At 51.2% G+C, this 22,217-nt stretch carries 36 protein-coding genes; 14 read left to right on the forward strand and 22 right to left on the reverse strand.

The genetic code is table 11. The features are described from left to right. Positions 1-2: 2 nt before the first annotated feature. The 21 genes from Q0V82_RS03065 to Q0V82_RS03165 form a co-directional block, all read right to left on the reverse strand. Positions 3-953: a hypothetical protein gene (locus Q0V82_RS03065; RefSeq protein WP_297572588.1), complete on the reverse strand. Its 951-nt coding sequence runs from the start codon at positions 951-953 to the stop codon at positions 3-5. A 15-nt stretch (positions 954-968) separates the two neighbouring features. After that, positions 969-1,343 carry a capsid cement protein gene (locus tag Q0V82_RS03070; RefSeq protein WP_288843468.1) on the reverse strand — a complete coding sequence of 125 codons (375 nt, stop codon included), beginning with the start codon at positions 1,341-1,343 and terminating at the stop codon, positions 969-971. An 11-nt stretch (positions 1,344-1,354) separates the two neighbouring features. Further along, positions 1,355-2,479 carry a peptidase gene (locus Q0V82_RS03075; RefSeq protein WP_297572590.1) on the reverse strand — a complete coding sequence of 375 codons (1,125 nt, stop codon included), beginning with the start codon at positions 2,477-2,479 and terminating at the stop codon, positions 1,355-1,357. Between the two features lie 209 nt (positions 2,480-2,688). After that, complete coding sequence (locus tag Q0V82_RS03080) at positions 2,689-3,186, reverse strand: phage virion morphogenesis protein (protein WP_297572592.1); 498 nt, start codon at positions 3,184-3,186, stop codon at positions 2,689-2,691. 105 nt (positions 3,187-3,291) lie between these two features. Continuing rightward, entirely contained in the window at positions 3,292-4,617 is a 1,326-nt protein-coding gene (locus Q0V82_RS03085) for a phage minor head protein (RefSeq protein ID WP_297572594.1), read from the reverse strand. Continuing rightward, positions 4,614-6,086, reverse strand: coding sequence for a DUF935 domain-containing protein (locus tag Q0V82_RS03090; protein WP_297572597.1), 1,473 nt, complete (start codon positions 6,084-6,086; stop codon positions 4,614-4,616). The genes Q0V82_RS03085 and Q0V82_RS03090 overlap by 4 nt, the downstream gene beginning before the upstream one ends. Continuing rightward, positions 6,083-7,612 (reverse strand): terminase large subunit domain-containing protein, encoded by a 1,530-nt coding sequence (locus Q0V82_RS03095; protein WP_297572599.1) that lies wholly within the window; start codon positions 7,610-7,612, stop codon positions 6,083-6,085. Before Q0V82_RS03095 ends, Q0V82_RS03090 begins: the two co-directional genes overlap by 4 nt. Next, the gene (locus tag Q0V82_RS03100) at positions 7,612-8,160 is read right to left on the reverse strand and encodes a DUF3486 family protein (protein WP_297572601.1); all 549 of its coding nucleotides are present in this window, start codon (positions 8,158-8,160) and stop codon (positions 7,612-7,614) included. Before Q0V82_RS03100 ends, Q0V82_RS03095 begins: the two co-directional genes overlap by 1 nt. Beyond that, the gene (locus Q0V82_RS03105) at positions 8,157-8,468 is read right to left on the reverse strand and encodes a hypothetical protein (RefSeq protein WP_297572603.1); all 312 of its coding nucleotides are present in this window, start codon (positions 8,466-8,468) and stop codon (positions 8,157-8,159) included. Before Q0V82_RS03105 ends, Q0V82_RS03100 begins: the two co-directional genes overlap by 4 nt. Next, positions 8,461-8,796 carry a hypothetical protein gene (locus Q0V82_RS03110; RefSeq protein ID WP_297572604.1) on the reverse strand — a complete coding sequence of 112 codons (336 nt, stop codon included), beginning with the start codon at positions 8,794-8,796 and terminating at the stop codon, positions 8,461-8,463. The genes Q0V82_RS03105 and Q0V82_RS03110 overlap by 8 nt, the downstream gene beginning before the upstream one ends. After that, positions 8,793-9,005, reverse strand: coding sequence for a TraR/DksA family transcriptional regulator (locus tag Q0V82_RS03115; RefSeq protein WP_297572606.1), 213 nt, complete (start codon positions 9,003-9,005; stop codon positions 8,793-8,795). The genes Q0V82_RS03110 and Q0V82_RS03115 overlap by 4 nt, the downstream gene beginning before the upstream one ends. Beyond that, positions 8,989-9,396, reverse strand: coding sequence for a Gp49 family protein (locus Q0V82_RS03120; protein WP_297572608.1), 408 nt, complete (start codon positions 9,394-9,396; stop codon positions 8,989-8,991). The genes Q0V82_RS03115 and Q0V82_RS03120 overlap by 17 nt, the downstream gene beginning before the upstream one ends. Next, positions 9,389-9,994: a hypothetical protein gene (locus Q0V82_RS03125; RefSeq protein ID WP_297572611.1), complete on the reverse strand. Its 606-nt coding sequence runs from the start codon at positions 9,992-9,994 to the stop codon at positions 9,389-9,391. The genes Q0V82_RS03120 and Q0V82_RS03125 overlap by 8 nt, the downstream gene beginning before the upstream one ends. Beyond that, positions 9,991-10,206, reverse strand: a complete 216-nt coding sequence (locus Q0V82_RS03130) for a hypothetical protein (protein ID WP_297572613.1) — start codon at positions 10,204-10,206, stop codon at positions 9,991-9,993. Before Q0V82_RS03130 ends, Q0V82_RS03125 begins: the two co-directional genes overlap by 4 nt. Positions 10,207-10,388: 182 nt before the next feature. Beyond that, positions 10,389-10,913 carry an N-acetylmuramoyl-L-alanine amidase gene (locus Q0V82_RS03135; RefSeq protein ID WP_297572615.1) on the reverse strand — a complete coding sequence of 175 codons (525 nt, stop codon included), beginning with the start codon at positions 10,911-10,913 and terminating at the stop codon, positions 10,389-10,391. Between the two features lie 75 nt (positions 10,914-10,988). Beyond that, positions 10,989-11,426: a hypothetical protein gene (locus tag Q0V82_RS03140; RefSeq protein ID WP_297572617.1), complete on the reverse strand. Its 438-nt coding sequence runs from the start codon at positions 11,424-11,426 to the stop codon at positions 10,989-10,991. Further along, positions 11,410-12,297 carry a DUF6731 family protein gene (locus Q0V82_RS03145; protein WP_297572619.1) on the reverse strand — a complete coding sequence of 296 codons (888 nt, stop codon included), beginning with the start codon at positions 12,295-12,297 and terminating at the stop codon, positions 11,410-11,412. Before Q0V82_RS03145 ends, Q0V82_RS03140 begins: the two co-directional genes overlap by 17 nt. A gap of 21 nt (positions 12,298-12,318) precedes the next feature. Beyond that, positions 12,319-12,489, reverse strand: a complete 171-nt coding sequence (locus tag Q0V82_RS03150) for a hypothetical protein (protein ID WP_297572621.1) — start codon at positions 12,487-12,489, stop codon at positions 12,319-12,321. Between the two features lie 24 nt (positions 12,490-12,513). Beyond that, on the reverse strand, positions 12,514-12,867 hold the full coding sequence (locus Q0V82_RS03155; protein ID WP_297572623.1) for a hypothetical protein: 354 nt from the start codon (positions 12,865-12,867) through the stop codon (positions 12,514-12,516). Between the two features lie 29 nt (positions 12,868-12,896). Then, positions 12,897-13,724, reverse strand: a complete 828-nt coding sequence (locus tag Q0V82_RS03160) for a hypothetical protein (RefSeq protein WP_297572625.1) — start codon at positions 13,722-13,724, stop codon at positions 12,897-12,899. Beyond that, complete coding sequence (locus tag Q0V82_RS03165; RefSeq protein WP_297572627.1) at positions 13,721-14,182, reverse strand: helix-turn-helix domain-containing protein; 462 nt, start codon at positions 14,180-14,182, stop codon at positions 13,721-13,723. Before Q0V82_RS03165 ends, Q0V82_RS03160 begins: the two co-directional genes overlap by 4 nt. A 121-nt stretch (positions 14,183-14,303) precedes the next feature. Here Q0V82_RS03165 and Q0V82_RS03170 point away from each other — a divergent pair, with 121 nt between their 5' ends. Then, positions 14,304-14,510, forward strand: coding sequence for a DNA-binding protein (locus Q0V82_RS03170; RefSeq protein WP_297572629.1), 207 nt, complete (start codon positions 14,304-14,306; stop codon positions 14,508-14,510). A gap of 155 nt (positions 14,511-14,665) precedes the next feature. Here Q0V82_RS03170 and Q0V82_RS03175 read toward each other — a convergent pair whose 3' ends face one another. Further along, positions 14,666-14,932, reverse strand: coding sequence for a hypothetical protein (locus Q0V82_RS03175; protein ID WP_297572630.1), 267 nt, complete (start codon positions 14,930-14,932; stop codon positions 14,666-14,668). A 118-nt stretch (positions 14,933-15,050) separates the two neighbouring features. Between Q0V82_RS03175 and Q0V82_RS03180 the strand changes: the two genes are divergently transcribed. From Q0V82_RS03180 to Q0V82_RS03240, 13 genes are all read left to right on the forward strand, one after another. Beyond that, entirely contained in the window at positions 15,051-15,521 is a 471-nt protein-coding gene (locus Q0V82_RS03180) for a hypothetical protein (RefSeq protein ID WP_288843233.1), read from the forward strand. Then, the gene (locus Q0V82_RS03185) at positions 15,518-15,697 is read left to right on the forward strand and encodes a hypothetical protein (protein ID WP_288843234.1); all 180 of its coding nucleotides are present in this window, start codon (positions 15,518-15,520) and stop codon (positions 15,695-15,697) included. The genes Q0V82_RS03180 and Q0V82_RS03185 overlap by 4 nt, the downstream gene beginning before the upstream one ends. Further along, entirely contained in the window at positions 15,690-15,998 is a 309-nt protein-coding gene (locus tag Q0V82_RS03190) for an HTH domain-containing protein (protein ID WP_297572634.1), read from the forward strand. The genes Q0V82_RS03185 and Q0V82_RS03190 overlap by 8 nt, the downstream gene beginning before the upstream one ends. 12 nt (positions 15,999-16,010) lie before the next feature. Further along, positions 16,011-17,012, forward strand: a complete 1,002-nt coding sequence (locus Q0V82_RS03195; RefSeq protein ID WP_297572636.1) for a hypothetical protein — start codon at positions 16,011-16,013, stop codon at positions 17,010-17,012. A gap of 2 nt (positions 17,013-17,014) precedes the next feature. Continuing rightward, the gene (locus Q0V82_RS03200) at positions 17,015-18,787 is read left to right on the forward strand and encodes a DDE-type integrase/transposase/recombinase (RefSeq protein WP_297572638.1); all 1,773 of its coding nucleotides are present in this window, start codon (positions 17,015-17,017) and stop codon (positions 18,785-18,787) included. Next, entirely contained in the window at positions 18,787-19,971 is a 1,185-nt protein-coding gene (locus Q0V82_RS03205) for an ExeA family protein (RefSeq protein ID WP_297572640.1), read from the forward strand. The genes Q0V82_RS03200 and Q0V82_RS03205 overlap by 1 nt, the downstream gene beginning before the upstream one ends. A gap of 1 nt (position 19,972) precedes the next feature. Continuing rightward, the gene (locus tag Q0V82_RS03210) at positions 19,973-20,296 is read left to right on the forward strand and encodes a hypothetical protein (protein WP_297572642.1); all 324 of its coding nucleotides are present in this window, start codon (positions 19,973-19,975) and stop codon (positions 20,294-20,296) included. Beyond that, positions 20,280-20,516, forward strand: a complete 237-nt coding sequence (locus tag Q0V82_RS03215; protein WP_288843240.1) for a hypothetical protein — start codon at positions 20,280-20,282, stop codon at positions 20,514-20,516. The genes Q0V82_RS03210 and Q0V82_RS03215 overlap by 17 nt, the downstream gene beginning before the upstream one ends. Next, a complete protein-coding gene (locus Q0V82_RS03220) occupies positions 20,513-20,698 on the forward strand; it encodes a hypothetical protein (RefSeq protein WP_297572643.1) in 186 nt (61 codons plus the stop codon). The genes Q0V82_RS03215 and Q0V82_RS03220 overlap by 4 nt, the downstream gene beginning before the upstream one ends. Then, complete coding sequence (locus Q0V82_RS03225; protein ID WP_297572644.1) at positions 20,695-21,045, forward strand: hypothetical protein; 351 nt, start codon at positions 20,695-20,697, stop codon at positions 21,043-21,045. Before Q0V82_RS03220 ends, Q0V82_RS03225 begins: the two co-directional genes overlap by 4 nt. Then, entirely contained in the window at positions 21,027-21,629 is a 603-nt protein-coding gene (locus Q0V82_RS03230) for a DUF3164 family protein (RefSeq protein ID WP_297572646.1), read from the forward strand. The genes Q0V82_RS03225 and Q0V82_RS03230 overlap by 19 nt, the downstream gene beginning before the upstream one ends. Next, on the forward strand, positions 21,629-21,829 hold the full coding sequence (locus Q0V82_RS03235; protein WP_297572648.1) for a hypothetical protein: 201 nt from the start codon (positions 21,629-21,631) through the stop codon (positions 21,827-21,829). The genes Q0V82_RS03230 and Q0V82_RS03235 overlap by 1 nt, the downstream gene beginning before the upstream one ends. Positions 21,830-21,916: 87 nt before the next feature. Further along, a complete protein-coding gene (locus Q0V82_RS03240; protein WP_297572650.1) occupies positions 21,917-22,192 on the forward strand; it encodes an HU family DNA-binding protein in 276 nt (91 codons plus the stop codon). Positions 22,193-22,217 lie beyond the last annotated feature (25 nt).

Below are 22,217 nucleotides of genomic sequence, written 5' to 3' on the forward strand. Positions count from 1 at the left end.
CGTTAAGCAATAATGTTCTGGAAGAAATAGCCCGCGTCTTGAGCGGCAATCACTTCTTTCACGGATTCACCGACACGGATACGATTTGAACCGCGTAAACCCGCTTTAGGATCGGGGAAGTCACCGGCAATGCGCGTGCCAAATTGCGCAGTAAAACCAAAGGTCGGTTGATCTGCATTCGCCTGGTCTTCGCTGATATAGAGCAGACCACAATGCTTACCCCACACACGGCTCATTACTGGCGCTTGGCCTTTACGGGCGTTATTCACAAAACCTGCGCCAATCAATACGTTTTTTACTTCGAGCAGATCAGCAAGGTCTTGGCGTGTAATTGCACCGCCGGTTTGCGCTGAGGCATTCGCGGCCTGAATCAGACGCGGATGCTGGCGCAATTTAGTCCAGCCAGCCTGACCCAGTACAATGGTATTCGGGCGGAACAAGGGGACATCTAAAGCCGCCAGCAAGGCATCCAGTGGATTGGAGTTTGCAAAATCACTCCATTGGGTGGCACCTGCTAATGTGGCTTGATTTCCCGCTAAATAATTGGCGGCATTGAATACCGTACTAGCCACGCGGATTTCACGATCCAACTGGATCAACCCCGACAGCAAACTCACCGACTTGGCCATTGGACTGACCATCGTGCCTGGCTTGGGCATCGCAGCCCAAGCTTCCATTTCTTGGTTAGGCACTAAGTCATCCAAGCCCCAGTCGGCACATTCGTCATTAATAAGCGTGCCACCAAAATCAACCATGGTTGGCTCTGACTTACGGCCAACGCGGGTGGTCGGTACGGTATAAGCATCCGTTGAGCTGTACTTGGTGTAGGCAAACTTCATTGCCGTTGGAATGCGTGGCAAAACCGCATCGGCGATCAAATCAACGTCGCGGTTTTTGTAGCCAATCGCGACGGCGGTTAGTTCTGGATTGACAGGAAAAGCGGTGGTACTCATGGGTAAATCTCCTAATTAGCCTTGCATTACACTTGGGGCGAGCAGCACACGGATAATGTCTCCGGCGGCGAGAGCAGCATCAAAAGCGATGCCACTCACTTGGGCATTCACGCCAACGGCAGGCGCAGCGGTAATCACTCGCCCTGACGCATCGCTAGTTAAACGAGCCCCTAGCGCACTGACTGCACCAGCATTTACAAAAGCAATGCCTTCGAGAATGACATCGCAGCGCTCACCCGCTGCGGCAGGGATGTCCGTTGTGACGCCAATAATTAGATCGGTGGACGAAGTCGCAGCCACTACGGTTTCTGCTGCCGAAAACTTGACCAAGGTGCATGCAGGAATTGCGGCCCCGGCAGTAAAGTTTTTGACGATGTTCGGATTACTCATTTCCTGTTCCTTTACTGATTACGAGCGACGATGTGTGCGACCGCCATCTCGTATTTAATTGAAACGCCACTTTTTTCTTGCTGCGCCTGATACTGCACCGCCGCATCAGCAATGGCCTGAGGGTCTGCAAAATCAATACTTGGCGGATTGCCTGCATCAGGGTGTTCGCCATAATTCACTTGCTTTGGTATGCGGCCTAAGAACGACTTCAACCATGCCGTCGGGTTGGCAACATCACCTTCGCCAAATTCGGCAGTGCCTACTTCATCGCCTGCGGCATGGCACAGCACACCCGTTAGCGCAGCGGCATCGACTGGCAACACTTTGCCGTCCTTTACCAGCCCCGCAATGTACTCACCAAATTCAGTCTTGCGCTTGGCAGAGGCGTCAGCTTTAGCTTGGGTTTCATTTTGGGTAACGAGCCCAGCCAAACGCTGGTTTTCAGCTTTTAAGGCCGCAATTTCTTCAGGGGTCACAGGGTTTACCTCTTGGTGTTGAGCGGACGAATCCGTAATGGGTTGAACTTCGGAATAAGGAATTGCGCCAACTGCTGAGGGCTCGTCGTCACGGCGAGCACTTTCCTCTAAGCTGGCCACGGTGTAGTCAGGGATGATTTTGTCGGCTTCGTCGAGGCCAAAACGGCCAATTAGCCATTCACGCATTCGACGCCAAAGCCCTGCGTTCTGTATGTCATCCCAATCACCAAACTCGACTACGCCGCTAGCATCACTGTCTGCGAAGCTCGCGGCTTTGAGCCCTTTGACCGCAGGCGCTTGCGCACCAAGGAAACCAACATGGCGTAAGTAGTACACGCCAGGCACAGGGTTCACCGGCGAATCGGGCAGGTAAAATGAAGCGGAGATTTTTTTGAAGCGGCCAGCATTCACCATGTCGGCAAAGGCGGGATCGACTTGTTCTGGTGCAGCATGCAAGCCATCTTGGTCGTTGGCTAAGCCGGCGATCCAGCCATATGCAGGGTTGTCGGTACTTGGATGCCCAACCACAATCGGTGCTTGGTGCAACTCAGGGTTGTACGCGGCGGCCGAGGCGGCTAGATCGGATTCGCTAAAACTCAACGTCACCCCGTTCATCGCGGTGTGTTGGCCAGCTTTAAAGATGTGGAGTGGTGTAGTCATAGCGCCATGATCGGAGAATCATCGCGCGGGGGCTTTTAATTGGATTTATCAAATTTCAGAAAGGGATTGCGGCAAGCCCCAGCGCAAGGGCTGCTGCAATGGTGCGGCTGGGCGGTAGAAACGCTTTATAAAGCGGGTGCAAGACGAAACTGGCATCAATACTTATGCGCTACGCCGTCGGCGCGCTAGCGGCGATTGCGCCAGAATGGCTATTTTGCTAAAGCGCGCTGCAAATGCCGCTCAATTAAGTCGAGCACATCTTCAGCAGCATCGGCTTGTAATGCACCATTGATGACCGGCAGGAATGGACGGGCTGGCATTTTGCTACCTGGATGATTCACCGATTTAAAAACCTTGCCGCCAAACGCCAAAGCTTTTTTATTCTTAGGGCGGATCACATGCGGGCTAGTTTGTCCGCCAAACTGGTGAATTGCAGCGTAGGGCTTATTGGTGCCAATCGCGGCGTAGTCGCGGCCAGAGCTGGGCGTGATGGATGCGGCCAATTGACCACTTTTTTGTAACGTCGCGGGGCTACCATCTTTTTTTGCCGTCCACTTAGGTCGGCCACCTGCTGCAAAATTGGCCTCAGTATGGCTGAGCAAGGCAGTGGCAATGCTACGCATGACGGGGGTCAGATCGCTACTCGCCTGCATCAGGCGCGACAATCCTTCATTTAATTCGCGGCTATCGATCTTTACTTCAAACATGGTCGGCCTATAATTGGTGTGTGACGTAGAGGTGACGACAGGAAATGCGAGACCTGCCTGAGGGCGGAAGCCGTCGGCGATGGGGGAACCCGCACCCCCCCACCTCTACCTCACCCTTTCGTACTGCCCGTTTTTAATCCCACTTTCAATATCCGCTGCCGTCACTTTGAAGGCCGATGCCGCTTGATTTTTACTCAGGTCTGTAGGCTTATTAAAGCGATTAAATGCGATCACCAGTTTGCTCTCTCGACCATCTTGGCTCGGCACCACATACAGCAAAGTTTGATTCTTGGTATCCCACAGCACCTGTGCATTCGTTAAATCATCAGGCAGTGCGATCCATTCTGCGCGAGTGAGCGCATTACCTGCTCGGGCGTGCCGCTCGGCTTTCGGCCCGACAAACATACGATCTTCGACATAAATCACGCCACTGACAGGCGTGATACCGCGAGCCTCGACAAATTGCAGATCACGTTCAGCCAGCACGCCAACGGCCATGCTTTTATTCATGGCGTAGGGGCTAGATATGGCCGTATCAACAAAACCTTTCCAAGCGCGTCGACGAACTGGCGACAGTAACGTTTGTTGCACTTCCTGTAATGCCATTGCACGATTGGGTAGCGTGGTAACGGCCTTTTGGTACAACAAGTCATCCAACGCATGGCTCGCTGCTGGGCTACTGGCAAAGCCCACGTCAGGGGCAAAAATATGTGGCTGACCTTCTGCGCCAGTGACCTTAATACCAGGCACATCCACCTTAACCACTTCGCCAGTTCGTTTATCCGTACCCGCCGTTTTTTCAACTGTTTGCATACGGCCAGCGCTGCTTTCTACCTGAGCGCCTTCACGATCAATCATTTTCTGCGTGAGCGGCTGCACGCGGCAACGGCAATTAAAGCCGTTGGGTGGGAAGCTACTATCCCACAGCCCATCATCATGACGGAAAACACGGCCATTCATGGCGCGGTGACTGGGGCGAGTGCGGCCATCCAAAATGGCCACATAACGCCAGAAAGGGAAATCATCGGTAGTCGATTTCATTTGTTGATAACGACCCGCCATATATGACGATTGCAGGTTGGTTTGGTAAATCGTTTTTAGCCGGCGCGAGCTACCCAGTTGCACCATCTCGGCATTACCAGCGCCATCGACAATCACTTGCTTACCCCACCAGCCTTTGGCTTGCAGCGTGGGGGTCAGTGCGTCCTTGAATTGCTCCAATGTTTGGCCACTTTGCAATGCTTTAGTCACCGCGCCACGAATATCTTGCAGCACATCGAGTCTGGCACACTTAGCAACAGTAAAAGCACGGGCATGCGCTTCATCCAGCATTTCATGCCAGTTCCAGCTGATGCGGTAGCCCTTGGATTGCAAGTATTTCACCGCAGCTTCAGGCTCCATACCAAAAACCGCTTTCATCTCTGGACTCATGCCACTTGTTCCTGGGCACTAATACGACCAAGCAAATCAGCCAAAAACATTAATCGACCTAATTCCTGCTCGAGCAGATTGGCATCCATTTGCGGATAAGCTTCTGACAACAAACCCAGCACTTCGTCTTCGCTTTTGGCCGATTGAATGGCCTTGATCGCAGGGGCGAGCAGCTGCGCCATTTGATCGGTTTGCTGTTTGGCGGGAATGCCATCCAAGACTTGATCCAGCAAAGCTTGATCTGGGAACTGCGATGGGTCTGCTTCGGCGAAGTCATGCGGCGCTGGTGGCGTTAGCTTTGGCGATCCAGCGACTGGAGTGGCTTCATAGCCTTCGCCATAAACACGGGCGACCAATTCGGCGCTAGGTCGATAGCCCAATTTGCCCAGGCGCTCATCCACCTGACTGCGGCTATTTAAGTCTTCTGGCTCACTGCAATCGCGATAGACGCGCGGCGGCGTTGCACCCGGTACATTAAATTCCACAATCCATTGCACCAATTGCGCCAAGGTATCAGATAACAAATCGGCGTCGGCCAGCGTCAATTCACGTCGCACGTCATTGTGAGTGCGGGATGCGGCCAGACTGCCACCGCCATTACCCAAGGTGGTCGATAGTGTTTCGCCGAGCACGGCCTTGCTAATTTCTTCATCCATATAACGGCATAGCGATTCATAGGTATTCACTGACCCACTGCGCGCAGCCTCAAGCAGATCAACGGTCATACCTTCTGGAATTGTTACGGCAGCATCTTGGCTGATACGGCTTAAGGCATCAGTCAATTTGAGCTGTTCGGCAGGCTGAGTGCCCTTCGGATATTTGCCAACGGCGGTTGGACTGCCGAATTTATCGGCAAACGTTAGCCAGAATTGGATGCCTTGGCGCTTAAAGAATACTGGCCAAAAAAGCCGCGTACCGAGTCCAAGACCGTAGGGGTTGCCGTCTTTCGCGCCATAGCGATGGATCAGGAATTTACGCTCGGGCAGCGCTTCGCCAGTCGTCCAATTTTCGCGCGTCAGTAAGCGCGGTTTCATTTGATCATCAAAGATGAAACGGCGCGCATTTTTATCCTTAGCCTTGCTGGCCCAAATCTCGGCACCACGCGCTTCCCAGATAATTTCAACCGCTGCATAACCCTTTAAGACCGCATCCATCAACTGCAAGCACATGCCATCAAAACCGATTGCATTGAGCTGCTGCTCAACAATGTCGCGGGCTTTTTTATCCAGCAGCGCATCACTGGCAGCCTCAACAATGACCGGACGGGCGATCAATGCCAGTTTGCGCTTTTGTAATACGCTAAAAGCATGGCAATCGCGTTCGATCTCATCATAAATTTTGAGCCCACGGCCGCCGCCACGGCTCGCTAAGGTATCGTCGTTCGGACGCATTAGCCCATTAAAAACCACACTGAATGGGTCTTTATCGGAGGTCGCAATCTCTTGCTTCAAGTCTTGATCTAGGCTCATCGTTGCGATCCAAAGTAATCGTTAAGGTTATAACCCGCACGCGAGTGGCCAACCGTTTGAATATCATCAGCAGTGAAGTAACCCCCGAGTTCACGGCTAGCAAAATAGGCCAAGGCCAGAGCCACAGCGGCGTCACCGTGGCGTTTGCTTTTATCTTGGCCAGTGGTGCGTGCATCAGGGATGCGTGGAATCCCGCGAATAATTTGCACCAGGCGCAGATCCGCCAAAATGTCGGCATCGAGCGGCAAATCAATCAGCGTGCCATCTTCCAGTGCCGCTTTAACCGGTGGCATGTTCTCTCGGTACCATGCTTCAGACAGCATCACTTGAGCAATACGCAATGCGCTATAACGCTGCATCGCCACCTCGGCCATAAACTGGCCATTACCACGCGCATCAAAAGCACCACCCATAAAGCGCGGCAGACGATCAAGTAAATAAAAGCAAACCTGTTCTTGCTGGCGAAACGGCACATTGCGCAGCTCAAGCACGAACGGTACTTTCATGCTGAGATTCTGTTGCTGAATCAGCGGTACGTGTACGGTCAAATCACCAGTGCGGCCAAAGTCTTCGCCATGATAGGAATTGGCTGTACTCGGCAATTTGGCTAACAACGGCGCAAGATGTTCTTCCAGCCAATCGCGGCACTCTGCGGTGCGGATGTGATCGGGTAGCAGTTCGAAACCTTCTTTGCACGCCCAGCGCAAAACGGGCGTATCGGCTGACATCCGTGATTCAATCAGCGCCCGAGATAGCCATGCGCCACCGCTATTTTTTGGCACGCAATCCAGCTCTTCATCAGCATCATCGCCATAGAAGTTACGGATTTCTTTTGCCCATTCCAGCTCGCCCTCCGCAGTCCAATCAATGCCGCGCCGCAGACAAATGCGGGCATACAGACCATCGGCCAAAGCATCGTTAAAGGTAACGCGGTGCAAGCTGTAGGGTTTCTTCTTGCTGCGGGCATCGGTTACTAATTCATTGAAGGCATTGTCGACGCCATCGTGCGTCGAAATGATATGCACCTGACCGCCCCACATTAGCAGCGCCATCGCCGCTTTGAGTAGCTCGGCGAGCTGCTCGTGGAACGCTGCCTCATCGATGATGACGCGACCTTGCTTCCCCCGCAGATTGGAGGGGCGCGACGACAAGGCGGTAATCCGAAAGCCAGAAGCAAAGCGGATCACAAATGCCAGAATGGCTTTTTCATCATCACCATTGATAAACACTTCTTCGGTTTCTTCAATCTCACCAGCAGCAAGGCTGTAGTGCTTCGCCCAGTCGGCACAGTCACGGATAAATTCTTGTGCCATGTCTTTGTTGTAACCGATGTACCAGGTATCCATGCCGCTTTGGCTGGCCGACAACAAGGCTGAATCCGCCGCTTCGCCCCACGACAAACCAATCCGGCGCGATTTTTCCATGACTTTGACGGGCGACATATCGGCACACCAGCGCTGCTGATACGGCAGAAGCACCGTCGGCGCGCGATCAAGGCGATTATCTGGGGTGGCAAGTGCATTCATCAGCCTACAATCCCCAAGATTTGGCGGCGAATCGCGTTCGCAGCATCGTCAGAAAGCCCGCCGGATTTAACCACCTGATCGACCGCAGCCGCAGCGGCTTCAACCTTGGCACGTACTTCCATCTGGAATTTCTTTAAATTGACCGAGGCGCGTGACAAAGTCGCGATATTTTTGGCCGCATTGGATAGTATGCTAATGCGCTCGGCAGGGTCGATCCCTTCTTCGCCAGCCTCTTGCAAATTAATAATCGACTCGAATAGCTCGGTTTGCACCAGTGCCACCAAGGCTTCCGAGCGGGCATCTTTATCATCGGCCGCACCTTCGGTGAGCATACGGGCGGCCTCGGTACTGGCTTTGATCGCAGCAAAACGCCGTTCGATCTTCTGGCCATAACGATGAATCGCGCTTTTGCTAATGGCAAAGCCGCGTTCATGCAGCATTTCTTCCAAGGCTTGGTAGCCGCTGAAATTACTGTCGGCCAAAGCACGCTCCAGCCAGCGTCGCACGTCTTCAGGCAAACCATCAATACTGCTACGGCGCGCCATCATGCGCTCCAATACTTCTCTGGCCGACCAATGCCAGGCTCGCACACAATGGTGTATTCAGCGATATCGATGCCATAGCGCGTTAGATCAGCAAACCAAGTACCGGATGGCGTTTTGTTGAGTTCAGCCAAATCACGATCTGCCAAGTAACCTAGCTCGCGGCGAACTTCTAAAGCCGTCGCATCGGGATAAATCGCACGCATCACATCCAGCAAGAATTGTTCATTTGACGTGTGTGGCCGCGCTTTATCCATGGTGTTGATCAAATTCCAGCGCATTGATTCGCGGCGAATCTTGGTTAAATCACTCATGCTTGGCTCCCTTTAATTGCGCCAGTTTGACTTCGCTATATAAGGCATCCAGCTTGGCTTCGAGCACCGACTGCCCGCGAATGTAATCCTCGCGCCGCACATACTGAATAGGCAACTCAGCTAAAAACTTCATCCATTCGCGCTCGAGGCGAGTGAAATCGTCATCGCGTTTGGATACCGCGTTTTCAACCGCATTAAAGCGCGTGTTTTGGCGCTCTTCAAATTGCTTTATGGCAACCTTACCCAGCGCCACAATGGCACTGAGCATAAAAACAAATAGCGCTGACACGGTGCCGATCCACTGCCAAAAATCCATCGCTAAATTCATCGGTTTTTCCTTGTTTCAAAGTCGGTTTGGCATTCAACACAGCGGGTGCAGTGCGGTACGGCTTCGCGACGTGCCTCAGACAAAGGCTCGCCGCAATCGTGGCAACCCAAGGAAATTATCGTCGATTCCTCGTGAGCCAGTGCCTGTGCTAAAGCCTGATCACGCAACCATTGTTCTTGCTCACTGGCTCGGTCAAAGATGTCGGTCATGGCTCAGTTTTTCCTTCAGCAGATAACCTTCCAATGGCCAAATCTTTTGGATTGCATTTTGGCGAGCTATCTTGCGCCCAATTTCAGGGTCAAAGTTTTCAGGAGAGGCGCAGGCGGATTCGCCAGTGACGGTGAACCCATTACGTAAAATCAGGACACAAAAGGTTAGCAATCCAAGTGTAGGATTGACGCTGATTACTTCAACGGTCTTTGAGCTTCCAATGTCGCTTTCAGCAACGGGATAAAGTTCAGCGCCAATTGCACCGGCAACACCGTCTGCAGCTGTGAAGTAATGCACGTTCGCAATGCATGCCTCAATGTCAGTAGGCGTAATACGTGGCGCTGTTTTGCCTTTGGCTTGGATTTCTTGTTCGATTTGCTGATCACTCATGGGAGGTTCCTGTATGCCAATCAATCAGTTGATTGAGCTGGCTTTCGATGATTTGGCAACGGTTGGCGTTGTCAATGTGATTGGTGAGGATGTCGGCTTGATTGATGTCGCTGGCGTCGAGGCCGTCAGTGGCGTTGCTTTGGCTGGCCGGATCAGTAGTTCCGCTGGCGGATTGATTTGCTTTAGGTACGGTTGGCACGCCAAGGGCGGTGTTCCAGTCGCGCACGAAGCCAGCAGTAAAGATGCAAGCAGGCAAAGGCCTAGCCGCAGCTTTCGGCGCGGGGCGGTAAATGGTCGTAACATTAGGCACATTCCTTGAAAGTTGAACGCGGCTTTCAGCCAAACTATTGCGCACATGGGCCAGCTCAATACTGAGTGCGTTGCCACGCAAAATCGCACCGTCTCGGGCGATTTCGGCCTCGCTCAGCCCAGCAATCACGGCTTGCTGGTGGTCGGCTTTGAGGGTGGCGATTTCTTTATCAGCGCGACTACTTGCCCAATCCCACGCAGCAGCGCCGCCTACCGCAGCGCCACCAGAAAATACAAAGAGCGTGATTAGGTAGGGAGCAAACCGACTTGCAAAAAAGGCGGCCATCATTGCGCGGCCCCTTTATTCGCCAACCAGCGGCGAGCAACGGCATAGCCGCCAACCACGCCCAAGTACACAAACCAAGCATCGGCAGTCAGCGTGCCAGCCCAACCTTGCTTGATAAAAACAACGGTCGCTGCTGCGCAAGCGACGTTGGCCCAAATTTTGGAATGTGAAAGATGCTCACCTTGGGCATCAGTAATGAGGTCAGAGAGTTTCATCGGCGGCTCCGGCGTTGATTGCGGCGTTTGGCGGCGGCGCGCTGAATGGCACGAACGCCGCTGATACGGTGTGGCTGTGGCGACGATTTGTTATTGCTTGCGCAATGTAAAAACAGCGGTGCGGATGGCGACCATCGGCTCCACATTGCACCTGCTGCGGCAAGGAGATAACGCAACATGGCCTAGCTCTCCCACAGAGCGGAGCGCAAAGGCAGCATGCCGCTGGCTAGCCACTCTGCAACGGTAAAGCCGGGGCAAATCTTGGTGAATTCATTGGGGGTAATCTTCCCATCGAGATTCAAATCGGGCGATAGATCGCGATGCCCCACAATTGAGGCCACTGGATATTTAAGCTGCAAGCCACGAATCAGGCTGCTTAATGCATCCCACTGCGCTTTAGTGAAGCGATCCGTGCCGACCAAGCACACGCCGACCGAGTTAGTGTTATGCCCAGCTACATGCGCACCAATTTCGTCCAGCGAGCGGCCGGTTTCTTTAGTGCCATCGGTATCGATAACAAAGTGATAACCAACCGCAAACAAGGTAGGATTAAAAATAGCGCGGGCACTCGCGGCACGCTTAAAACCCCGTGCGGAGTGCCAAACGTCAATGCAGCCAGCGGCTGTTTTGCGCTTGCCATCACCAAGCCGTTTACCGTTTTGACTGGCGGCACAGTGAATTACAATTTGATTTATATTACGAGACATGAGCCAGCTCCTAGGTACATGCCACCCATTGTGAGGGTGGCATGCAGGAGTGGCTTTTAATGAGGTTTAGGGTATTTACGAGGGGCTGTCTGGGGTTAAGTTACTTAAAACCAACCAAAATCGCCAACCAGCATCAATCAACAGTAAGGTTGCAAACAGTACACAAGTAATCGCCCCGATCGTAGCTAAGACTAGATTGGCACTTGCTAAGTAAGCGAGTAGCGTTGTCACGGTTGAAACACCATAGGCAACAGTATTAGCAAAAAAACGCTTCAGTAACACTTGGTAGTGTCCTGTTTTTTGCATGTTACGCATTAGCCTATGACCGGCAATTGAAGCCAAAATAGCAAGCGCAGCAAGTAAAAACCCAAGCATCGTGACAGAAATTTGAGCGAGTAACCCAACAAATGTTCTCAAGTCCGCTGGTGACAACTCAGCTATTAGGCCGTAATGCCATATAGCAAAACCTGCCGTGATACTTAATAACATACTAAATTTAGTCCAGTTTTTCATCGCCTTTTGCCAAATAAGCCGCCAAATCTACGTTGGCGCGTTTAGCTGCACCTATTTCAGTATAGAGGTGTTGACTATTTATGTGACCCTTATCAAGAACAACGGATACTGTATCAAACACTCTATCCGCAAACAAATCAATCGGGTGATCAACGCCAGAAAGACGAACGCTGAGTTTCTTGGTCTGATTCGATTCAAACAAAAACCCAATCTGTTCCTTGACTAGATTGATTAAACCTTTGGTTCTTGATGTGGTTTTTATTTTGCCCCAGAAGCGAGTTGCCCCTGTGCTATTCATGAACTGGATCGCATCCTTGGTCCAAGTGTCATTTGGGTCGGGGGCATAGCTTTTACTGCGCGGCTTAGCAACTTCAAATTCAATTGATTTCACGACGCCATTTTGAAGCTGCAAAAATGCATCACCTTTAACTACTTCATGCAGCGCAACAGTAACCCCATCAGGGGTAAGGTGAGTGAAATAACGTGCCAACGATGAAATATCCGAACCCTCCATACTCATTTGGTAGGCAAGCAATTCTGCCCCATCATCCTCAACAAATAAGACAAAGTGATTTTTCTCAATCAACTCTTCGTCAGGTTTTAACTCTGGCCGTGACTCAACACATGAAGTTCTTTTAGAAACGGATGGCAATTCATCCCTAAACCGTACAAACGCAGCACGATACTCTTGTTTGGTTGATAGGTCAGCAATCACCCGAACTTGATGAACCATCGAACCGGCCTCACGCACTGAGCCAATACCATCGTCCATTAAGGCGATTCGATTAAGTAAACTTGCTATTGAACCTTGCGCTCCATCGGCACCGACAGAAGGCATGTAGTAACGAATCTTATAATTTTTTGGTTTCATTCAAAATCTCGGTAAAGATGATTATTTCTGACAAATCTTCTTCGACTGGCTGATCGTGCTGTTTTGGCAGATGAATTTACCGTCTTTGGTGCAAGCCGCTACGCCGCCTTTTTTGCCTGAGCACGGGGTGTTTTGGGCGTAGGCAGTAGCAACAAACATCGATAGCGCGGCGATCAATAAAAATTTCAGCATGGTGGGCCCTTAGCTTAGCAAGAATTACTTACGCGACAGAATTTGCCTTTTATACGTTCTAGCTCGCTCCCACGCCTGACTTGCATCACTTAGGGAGAGCGTATGGCAATAAACCCATTCGTTCGAATAATCGGCATCCTTGATTTTATTGCTGTCCAACAAAAGTATTGTTCGATACCAAGCGCAGGACTCAATTGGTTTTTTAGCAACATAGGTTGCGCCGCCGACCGTTCCCCATCCTGTACCATAGCTATACGCTAAATTACGTTGAGCCTGATAGTCACCTTTCAGTGCTGCGGATTTCATTTCTTTTTCAGTTTGAGCCAAACAGGTCAACGATAAACCCGATAGTAATAAAGCTAAAAATAACTTCGACATCAACGATTCCTTAATCAACATGGCTAAATTCATTCTGTTGTATCAACAACATCAGGAAGCTCAACCACTTTGGGCTTACGTGGTTTAACTGTTTTGCGGATTGGTTTTGCGCCTGCGACCTCACCCCAGCTGGCTACGCCATTTTCTAGTTCGCAGCGCATAAAACCCATACCTGGAGTGTCAACTTTACCGCCAGGCAAATACGATTCATTTTTGTAATAACACAGCTTTGCATCGCGCTTAATCACCGTATTGGTGAATTGCGGCTGTTTCAACCATGAATAACTACCCCATGCCGACGCCATCAAGCTGCCGCAAAGTAGTGCCGAGAGCCATTTCAACTTGGCGTGCCGACGTAATGCAATCGAATCGCTCCACCGCCATCCTGTTTCTGCCTTTTCCGCCCGCAGTCCAAAATGATTGGTTCGCTGTTTTTGCTCACTTAGCTCTGCGGTCAATCGATTAATCTGATTCGTGTATTGCGCAGTTTGTGGGCGATTGCCCAGCTCAGCATTGAGCCGATCATTTCGTTGCACTTGTTCAATGAGTGCTCTGGCCGATTGATCGGCTCTCGCTTGCTGTGCCGCGTTATCCAGTAGCAAATCTAAAATAGCGGTCACCGCATCGCGTTGGCCTAGCTTCATATCTTCGACAGAATCAACGCCAAAAATCCGATGCAGAAACTTCCACGGCTGCCAGCCTGGCACCCCATAGTCGTTTTCTAATTTACGCACTTTGGCATTTAGTTCATTGCGCTCAATCTTCGTTAGTGCACGACCGCCAGAGTGGTAAGTATCACCCACATGCAACCGGTCAATATGGCCGCTAAATTCTACGTTGCGTTGTTCTACTGTCATTTTTTACCGGGCTTAAAATCCTGATTAACCTGTGCGTGCTCGCCATGTATAGTGATATTTTGACCAATTGTGGCCTGACCAAAGTTAATGTCAAATTTTGATGCTGCTGTTGAAAATGTCGGTGCAGTTGCTGATTTCACAGCCAGCTTCACTACTGCCTTAGCAAGCTGATTGGCATCGACTTTCTTTTCCAGTGACAGCAAGTCAACCGCATCAAGTACCGCTTGATGCACGGCAGACTCACCAATTCCTTGCCCTTGGCGCTGACCTGTAAGGATATAGAGTACATCTGCGCCAGATGCAGCAAGTGCCGCCAGATATTCGGCATCAGGCACGCGCTCACCTTTTTCGTAATTTCTTTGTGAACGCATTGCAATTCCACACTTCTCAGACAGCTCCGTTTGACTCAAACCAAGCCGCTCTCGCTCATCCAGTAAACGCCCACCAATAAAAGACACTATTTTTCCTAAATATACATTTACATTGGGCACGATTGTGCCTATTATCACCACATCAAAGCATTTTTAACCACTTCTCGCCGCGCAATGCCACTTGCACAGCGAAAAAAAAGGAGCCGTCATGCAGACGTTAAAAACCCCACAACAAGCTCATGCCTGGTTTCGCGCCAATGGCATTTGCATCAACGATTGGTGCCGCGAAAACAAGCTGAGCCGCTTTACCGTGCTCGACTTATTACGTGGTCGCCGCAAAGGGTTGCGCGGTGAAGCTCACCGTGCCGCCGTATTGCTTGGCCTCAAAGCCGATCCTGCCACCTTATCACACTAAGAGACCGATCATGACCCATGTCCCATTTGGCTTTACCCCTAACGCGATCGCCCTTGGTGGGCAATTCGTACCTGAGTCAGAACCAGAAACTTGCCAAGCGCTTTACACCCGACTGAGCCAAGAAGGCGTACGCACCAATGGCAAGCGTCTTTATTCTATAGCTGACGTGCAGGAAGTCCTGCGTTCTGCGCGACCTGATTGCGCCACGTATTTAGAGTCAGAACAACCATTGCTGTGCCCGGTTTGTCTTTCAGCAGCTCGTCCAGTGTTTGATCCAGCTTTGGCAGTACTTGAGCCGATTGCGGAGCAGGCAGCGACTGAACCACAGCGGCCAACGTGCCCTTGAGCATCGTCATTGTTTCAAACACGGCATTCATATCTCGGTCGAGTGCGTCTAACCGTTCTTGAGTTGATTGCGTCATTTCCTTTCCTTTTTGCTGTTATGAATTATGCCTTGCTAGTTTCGATTACGGCAAACGGTTTGCATAGAGCGAAATCAATAAATTGTTTAGAAGTCAGGATTTTAGGGGGTTTCCAGAAATGAAACGTAATTGGAAGGCCATTCAAGCCAACTCACTGATCGATGCTTTGCGCTTGACCAAGGACTACGCCCGCGAATGCAAAAACCTCAGCGTGGAGCGGATCGCGGATTTGATGGCGGTGACGCACCACGATTTATATAAGTGGCTGGGCAATGGCCGGATGCCTTCGATTCTGATTCCGGCGTATGAACTGGCTTGCGGTTGCCACTTTGTTAGCCAGTGGTTGGCGCTGTCGGCAGGCAAGTTGGTGATTGATATGCCACGCGGCCGTGCCAGTACGGCAAGAGATGTGCATGCGCTGCAAGCACTCTTGAATCAAGCGGTCGGGCAGATTCTGGCCTTTGCGGATGGACAAGCTGAGGCCGAAACCGCACTGGGCGCAATCCATAGCGGCATGGCGGGCCTAGCGTGGCACAAATCGAATATTGAAAAACATAACCAACCTGAGCTGGCGTTAGGAGCCGAATGATGAATATCAATCAATTGAATTACGCCATTGCCAAACAAATTCCTGATATGGCACGTGGCTTTGTGATTCAAACCAATTACGGCGAGATCGCTATAGATAGCGTTGACGCGCCAACTGTTATCGACGCCGTCAAAGCAATTATCCAGCGCAACATTAAGGCGCAGCGCGATGAGTAAAACAGCGCCCAGCGGCAAAGGTAGCCGCGTATTGCAAGTGCTCAAGGCGCTGAAAGGCCACACGATTACTGGCCTTTCAAATAAAGACCTGGCCGAAATGCTCGGTTGCAGCCCCAGCAGCATCACCCGCGACTTGGCAGATCTGATTGAAGAAGGCTTGGCGGTGAAGTTGGATAACGGCCGCTTCGCTCATGGCGTGGCACTACTGCAAATCGCCCAAGCGCATTCGGCGCATGTAGCCAATCTGCAAGATCGAATTACCGAAATCAACCGCCGCATCGCGGCGGGATCATTGAACTAAAGGGAGAAGAACATGGGTCGCGAAACACAACAAACAACAGAAGCCATCGTGTTGCCTGATTTACCTGTGGCACACCTGCAAGAAGTTCAACAAATGGGCAGCATTGCACTGGATCTACAGCAAGCACATGTGCGGGCGATTGCTCTGCAAGTGGGCTATCAATTGCCAGGCGATATGATCGACCCTGACCTGATTCAGCGCGACATTGCTTCAAACATGCGCCGTAGCGTTGAAGCCTGCCTTGAGGTTGGGCGCGGCTTAACTGTGCTTAAGGCTGCTTGCATCCACGGGCAATTTACCGCTCGTTTGGATGTATTGGGTATTGATAAGTATGTTGCAAGTCGCTTTATTCAATCCGCAACCAAGTTTTCAAAATTGCCGTCAAACGCAACTTTAACCAAAGCAATTGGCAATCAAACCAAGCTATTCGAAATGCTAGTGCTTGATGACGAGCAAATCGAAGAACTCGAACTCACCGGCCAGACTGGCGAACTTAAGCTTGACGATGTTGCCACCATGAGTGTGAAAGAACTACGTAAGACATTGCGCGAGGCGCGTGAATCCTTGACCGACAAAGACCGTGTACTCGAAACGCGGAACGGCAAAATTGATGAACTCGATCAAGCACTGATCCGCACTCAGCGCCAAGTGCAAGCGATGTCGCCACTCGATATCGGCGAACAAATCCGCAGCGAAGCCAGCGCGATGGCCTCCAAAGCTGAAATTGAAGTGCGTTCACTCAAAGCCGCATTATCGGCACTGCAAGCGCATGGCGATAAAAATGCGGTGAGTCATAGCGAAGTAATGGCCGGCCTGATCGCCCAAGTGCAACTAGCTCTGAATCAACTGCGCGATGAGTTTGATATCAAAGCGCTGCCGGATGGTGAAATTGAACCGGAATGGGTGCGTGAAGAGGCCGATGACGCCCTAGCTAAATTCAAGCGCCAGCAAGCTGCGTTGCCACTGGATAGCGAACTCCACCACGGCAATGTTCTCAGTCCTGTAGAGAGTTAATCATGAGCGCGGTCATTAATGAACGTTTGTTCTCTGCTGCCCAAGCCGCGAGTCGGGCTGGGCATGGTGGCAAAGGCGTAATTTACCAAGCAGCTTGTGCTGAATTGGGCATTAGCCTGGCTAAATTGCATCGTAAACTGGGTGAACTCACCGTAAAAAAACCACGTAAACAACGCAGTGACACTGGGGACACCAGCCTGAACCGTGATGAAGCGATGATCCTGAGTGGCTTGCTGATGGAATCAACGCGGCGCAATGGCAAACGCTTGTATTCAATTGCCGATGCACTTGAAGCGGCACGTGCCAATGGCTTGGTACGAGCTGAGTATATTGATAGCGCGACGGGCGAAGTGCGGCCTTTGTCTGAAAGCACCATACACCGCGCTTTGCGCGTACATGGGGTTCATCCTGATCAATTGTTGCAAGCCGCGCCTGCTGCGGAGCTCGCTAGTCTGCACCCAAATCATGTTTGGCAAATCGACGCCAGCTTGTGCGTGCTGTATTACCTCAAAAACGGCAACCATAGTCGCAAGGCGACGGGTTTGCAGGTGATGGATCACGCCACGTTTTATAAGAACAAACCCGCCAATGTGGCCAAAATTGCGCATGAACGTGTTTGGTCGTATGAGATTACCGATCATACCTCTGGCTGGATTTACGTTGAATACGTACTGGGTGCGGAATCGGGCGAAAACCTATGCAGCGTTTTAATTAATGCGATGCAGGAACGTGGCGGCAACGATGTACTGCACGGCGTACCTCGGTTTTTGAATATGGATCCTGGCTCGGCCAACACGGCGGCGATGACCAAGAACCTATGCAAAGCGCTGGGTATTGACATGCTGGTTCACAAAGCAGGCAGCGCCCGCGCCACCGGCCAAGTCGAGAATGCTCGGAATATCATCGAACGTAAATTCGAGCCGGGTTTGAAGTTCGTCGAGGTGCATGATCTGGCCGAACTCAATGCGATGGCAAAGAAATGGCGCACGCATTTTAATGCCACTGCAGCGCATCGCCGCCACGGCATGACACGCAGCAGTGCTTGGTTGAAGATTAAACAAGATCAACTGATCAAAGCACCGTCGATTGAAGTTTGCCGCGAGCTGGCGGTGGCCGAGCCAGAAAGCCGCAAGATCACCGCTCAGCTACGCGTGTCTTTTCATGGTAATGAATATGACGTGGCGACGGTGCCTGGCGTCATGGTCGGTGAAAAACTGCTGATTACCCGCAACCCGTGGCGCGACGATGCGGCTCAGGTGGTGCTGAACGATGCTGATGGGCGTGAGTATTTCCACATCGTGCCGATGTTGGTTAAAGGTGAATTTGGCTTTACGCAAAATGCTGCGGTGCTGGGCGAGCAGTTCAAACAACCCGCCAACACACCTGCGCAGACTGCATTACAAGAAATCGAATTACTCGCCACCGGCACAAGCACGTCGGCTGAAGCAGAGGCTGCCCGCAAAGCGAAAACGCTGCCATTTGCTGGTTTTGACCCATACAAGCATATCGAAAATACGCAACTACCAAGCTTCATGCCACGTCGCGGTACTGAGCACGGTTTAATGGCACCAAAAATTGAATATGCACCGTTAAGCCATTTTGATGCAGCACGCTCATTGAAACCGATGATTGAAGCTGCGGGCGGTGCGTGGTCGGCAACGACGGTGCAATGGCTGCAACAGCGCTATCCAGCAGGCGTACCGCAAGATGAATTCGACGCCATCGTCACGGCATTGACTCAGGCCAAGCCAGTCAACTTGGTACGGGTGGCTTAATGTTGAAGCTTAAAACCATTTTATCCAACCACAAAATCAAACAGTCCACTTTGGCTAGCCACTTGAGCTTGTCGCAAGCGACCGTTGCTCAGCTGCTGAATCATGGGCAATGGCCAAAGTCGCTGGTTCGTAAAGATTTAGAAGCCGCCATTGTGTGCTTTCTCTACGAAGCGATTGCGTCGGATTGGGATAGTGAAAATTTATTTGAAATCGTCAACGAGGTGGATCAATCGTGTTCGAGCACGATTGATCCTGAGCCTCAAGCCAACCCAGAGGAAGAAAATATGCTGTTACGCAAACAAGGTTTAACTCAAGTCACTCGCAAGCATTTTAGCTTATTTCGTGATCCATTCGGCGAAGAAGTCCAAAGCCATGATGAAGTGTTTGTTAGCCCGGATATTCGTTACGTGCGCGAGGCGATGTTTCAAACCGCAAAACACGGCGGGTTTATGGCCGTGGTGGGCGAATCGGGGGCGGGTAAATCCACACTGCGCCGCGATTTAATTGACCGTATTCAGCGTGAAGGCCAATCGATTGTCGTGATTGAGCCGTATGTGCTGGCGCTGGAAGACAACGATATTAAAGGCAAAACGCTGAAAGCCGGGCACATTGCCGAGGCGATCCTTGCCACGCTGGCTCCACTGGAAAACCCAAAACGTTCGCCCGAAGCACGATTTCGCCAATTACATCGTGCCTTGCGCGACTCACGCCGCGCTGGCCATAGCCATGTATTGATTATTGAAGAAGCCCACGCGCTGCCGATTCCAACCATCAAGCATTTAAAACGTTTTTTTGAGCTGGAAGATGGTTTCAAAAAGCTGCTATCGATTGTGTTGATTGGCCAACCTGAACTGGCGATGAAACTCAGCGAGCAGAATCAGGAAGTGCGCGAAGTAGTTCAGCGCTGCGAAGTGGTGACTTTGGCGCCGCTCATTGATGGTCAATTGGAAGCGTATCTGAAATTCAAGCTCGATCGTATCGGTAAACCAATGGCAGAACTGATCGACGCTAGCGGCATCGCGGCAGTACGTGAGCGCCTGACCATCGCAGGCCAACGTAAAGGACAGGCCGAAATGTCGTTACTTTACCCACTGGCGGTCGGCAATTTGCTGACGGCGGCGATGAATAAGGCGGCGGAATATGGCTTTCCGCTGGTAACTGGCGATGTGGTGAAGGGAGTTTGAGATGGGGATGAACTTTAACGCCGCCGCGCACGGCCGAGCCGTGGTGGCTGATGCAGAAAAAGCGCTAGCGCTGGTGCGCTGGGTAGCGATTCGCGGGGGCTTTTTTCTTATTACCGATATCGGCATGGCACCTTGCCCACGCGTGCAAATTTGCAGCAAGCGGTCAAAACGCTTAATCGAAGAAATTAAACAGCAATTTACCGCTGAAATTATGGGGCGTAGTTATGGCTCGCAGGGTGAGCAGCAGCACTGGCAGGCTGAAATTAATGGCGGACTTATTCTATGGGTTGAATATTCGGGAGATAGCAATGATCGTGTTGAATGAACAATTTAATAGCAAATTGGCGCGAATTAACGGGGTATTGCGCAAGCTACGTAATGCGGGTGTTTCGGCTCTGGCTACTGATTTCGATCGTGATGGTGGGCGCTTGCGTTTGCCATCAGCGCCACCTGTGCATTTGGTTGCCCCACGTATTCACAAGGTTCACGGCTTGAACGTGGCGAAATTGGATGGTGTGACTTTGGTGTGGGGGAATCCGGCATGAGCAAATCAAATCAATCGGCCGCACCTGTTTGGCGTTTTAGTCCCAATTTTAAAGCGAAGGATAGTACCAAAGTGAAACCGCCCATAGACCCCGAAATGGAGGCAAGAAAACAAGCTCGATATGCTGTCGAAGACCTGAAGTTTGAGCGCCAGCAGCGCGAAGTATGGGAGCAAGGCATTTGAATCTCACGCCCGAAGTTCAGGCGGAATTGGCCGCTGCGGTTGATGTGTTGGTGGCTTCGGGGGTAGATCGGGCTTTAGCGCGCCAGAAGGTTTGGCAAAACTATCAAAATGATTTGATTGCCATTGCGCAAGATTTACCCAGCGTTGCTGAATGCGCTACGCCTGAGCTACCACCACCCAAATGGAGCCAGCAAGATTTAAGCCGAACGGGCAATAAGCCGTTTTACCAGCGGCGCGCCGACGATGGCGCGGCATTTTGGACGCCAGATCGCAAGGCAAAGAATCGAAGCGAATTGGAAAAATTAAAAAATACTTTAGGAATACGAACATGCCAGAAAACTATATGAAGGATGCCAAAGGCCGCTTGATTCCACTGGATATGATTAAGCCGGTGGACTTGCAGCGCAATGATTTGGTGTTGGAAATCGTAGGTAAAGCCCGAAAAGTATCAGAAACGTTGGCGAAATTTAAAGCCGAAACTTTTGGCGATATCGAAGCCTTTGTCGAGCTGTCGTTGGAGCGTTACGAAGCTAAGGTTGGCGGGCAAAAAGGCAATGTGAGCCTGATGTCGTTTAATGGTCAATTCAAGGTACAGCGCGCAATCAGCGATACGCTCACTTTTGATGAGGGTCTGCAAGCGGCTAAATCACTGATCGACGAATGCGTACACGAATGGACTGAGGGCGCTCGCAGCGAAATTCGCGCTTTAATTAACGATGCGTTTAACGTCGACAAGGAAGGCAAGATCAGTACTGGCCGCATATTGAGCCTGCGCCGCTTGGATATCGTCGATGAAAAATGGCAACGTGCCATGAAGGCGATGGGCGATTCAATCCAGGTGCAATGCTCAAAATCGTATATTCGTGTGTACGAACGTGTTGGCGATACCAGCCAATACCGCCCGATTGCGCTTGATGTTGCGGGGGCGTGATGAACTCAATCACGCTTTCTCTCGAAATAAATGAAACACGCAATGAAGATGGCTCGATTGATTTACAGGTCCAATGTGTTGCTGATGAAGAAGGTGACATTCACCCCAAAACACGACAAATGGCAAATATGCTTAGCAAGCAGCTTCAAATTGCAGTATCAGCCTGCCAAACAACAATGAATGAAGGGGTTAGAAGCTGAAACCCGACGTAGCACGTAACCAACGCATGCGGCTGGCGTTAATCAGCCGCAGAACCAAATCTAAATTACCCACCAAGGAACAACACCATGAACAAGCAAGAACTGATCAAACACATTGCAGCCAATGCGGAAGTGACCACCCGCCAAGCCGAAGACGTACTGACGGCACTGACCAATAGCATTTTAGAAACCGTGAAGGCTGGTAATGAAATGCGTATTCCTGATCTGGGCACGTTTAGCGTCCGTAAGGCAGAAGCCCGCACTGGCCGTAACCCAAAAACAGGTGAACCACTGCAAATTGCGGCCAAACGCGTCGTCAAATTTACCGCTGCTAAGGCGCTGAAAAACTGGGCGAATAGCTAGGTTTCAGCGTGCAGGCCATTACATA

Source organism: uncultured Deefgea sp. (assembly GCF_947072475.1).
Classification (GTDB): Bacteria; Pseudomonadota; Gammaproteobacteria; order Burkholderiales; family Chitinibacteraceae; genus Deefgea.